General features: G+C 59.3%; 3 protein-coding genes. All 3 read left to right on the plus strand.

Annotation, left to right across the window (positions count from 1 at the left end):
- Positions 1-423: hypothetical protein (locus NQF87_RS08690; protein WP_266128014.1), on the plus strand; the 423-nt coding region annotated here is incomplete at its 5' end.
- Positions 424-443: 20 nt separating this feature from the next.
- Positions 444-953: a phage neck terminator protein gene (locus tag NQF87_RS08695; protein WP_266128015.1), complete on the plus strand. Its 510-nt coding sequence runs from the start codon at positions 444-446 to the stop codon at positions 951-953.
- Positions 950-1,705: DUF3383 family protein (locus NQF87_RS08700; protein WP_266128016.1), on the plus strand; the 756-nt coding region annotated here is incomplete at its 3' end. The genes NQF87_RS08695 and NQF87_RS08700, both read left to right, overlap by 4 nt.

Genomic DNA, 1,705 nt, shown 5'->3' on the forward strand with positions numbered 1-1,705 from the left:
GAGCACTACGGTACCAGGTGGATGGTGGCGATGATTGACGTATTTGGCATAGCCAGCGGCGTTCTGGGTGAGGTCAACCCCATGCAGGACGCCGTGCTGCGTGTCTCTGATGGCATAGATATTGCCGAAGACTACAGCGCCACCAGCACCTACCGGGATATTCCCGTGCAGATCGAGGTGCAGGCTCTTGCGGGCAGCGACCTCCAGCTTCTTGAGAATATAGAGCAGCAGGCAGATATGCGTGTCGCCTACATGCGGGGCGCAACCCATGCGCTCAACCGCCCACTGGATACAGGTGGCGATCTTCTTCTTTTCGATAACGGTATCTGGCGTGTCACGCAGGTACTCGAACAATGGGGGGCCGACGATTGGTGCAAAGTGGCATTAACCCGCCAAATCAAGGGCGGGCAAACCTCGAACTGACGCCCAGTGAGAGCCAGATCATGAAAGGCATTGGGGACTGGCTCGTACAGAACGTCCTATCCCCTCCGTGGACTGTCCGTCAGGGGCAGCAGAACGGTGTAGCTACAGAAGAAATGCCCTTCGCCATCATGCAGATCATCACCCGGCAGCGGTACGCCACCAACAGCCTACGATACAACCGGGATGGCTCCGTCACGATCGTCAAGCTAGAACGTATGGGCATCCAGGTCAGTACATTCGGGACAGGGGCCGGGAATGCGGTGTCGCTCATCAACGCCATGTGGCGTGATCCCGACGCCGTTGAATGGTTCATGAGCAACCTTCCGGGTTTCGCCCCCCTCCACGCATCAGACCCCATGCAGCACCCCTTCACGACGGCTGAAAAGCAGTACGAGGACCAGTGGAGTGTCGATCTGATAGCTGACGTCCACGCCACCGTCACAAAGCCGGGTCAATCAGCACTCCATCTGGGAATGCAGTCCATCACCCAGGCTGACACCCTCCACACAACCACGGACATGACCGAATGAGTACGATCCCCATTTCACAGACTGTGAAGATCAACCCCGCCACGCTGGGAACGGCTGGCGGGGTTTCTTTTATCAACGGCCTGATCATCACGACGGCGGCAAGCGGCGGGACTATCGCCGCAGGAACGCTGAAGACCTACACGCAGGCGAGTGACGTTGCTGCCGATTTTACAGCTAGCAGCCTAGAAGCCCGCATGGCGTCCGTCTATTTCAGCGGCTACGAGGATGCGCCATCCGCTCCCTCTACCCTGCTCCTCTATGTGGCCTCTGCCGACCATGAAGCGGACCCGGCGGCACTCATGAACGAGATTGCTGGCCAGACGCAGGATTTCGCAGGCTTCACCACGACATGGGAGCCATCCCTGGCACAGAAGCAGGCGTTCGCAAAGTGGACCGCCGGACAGGCCGACCGCTACTGGTATGTCCCGTGGGACGCGGGCGAACAGGCCCTCAGCAGCCAGAACAGCACCAGCTTTGGCGTGTGGCTGGGAAACCAGAACATTGATGGCACGACCCTGATCTATCAGGACCCTCTGGCAGCCGCATTCTGCCTGAGCTGGATGGCCTCCATCGACTTTGACGCCACGAATGGCCGCACGAATCTCTGCTTCCGCCGCAGCGGGCTTGTCACTCCCAGCGTGACAGACGCCAGAACGGCCGCAACCCTTCGCAGCAATGGCTACAATTTCTACGGGGCCTATGCGAACGGTCTGGGACGCTTCCAGTGGATTGAGGATGGCCATGTGTCCGGC

This window comes from Bombella dulcis, assembly GCF_026385505.1.
GTDB classification, from domain to species: Bacteria; Pseudomonadota; Alphaproteobacteria; order Acetobacterales; family Acetobacteraceae; genus Bombella; species Bombella dulcis.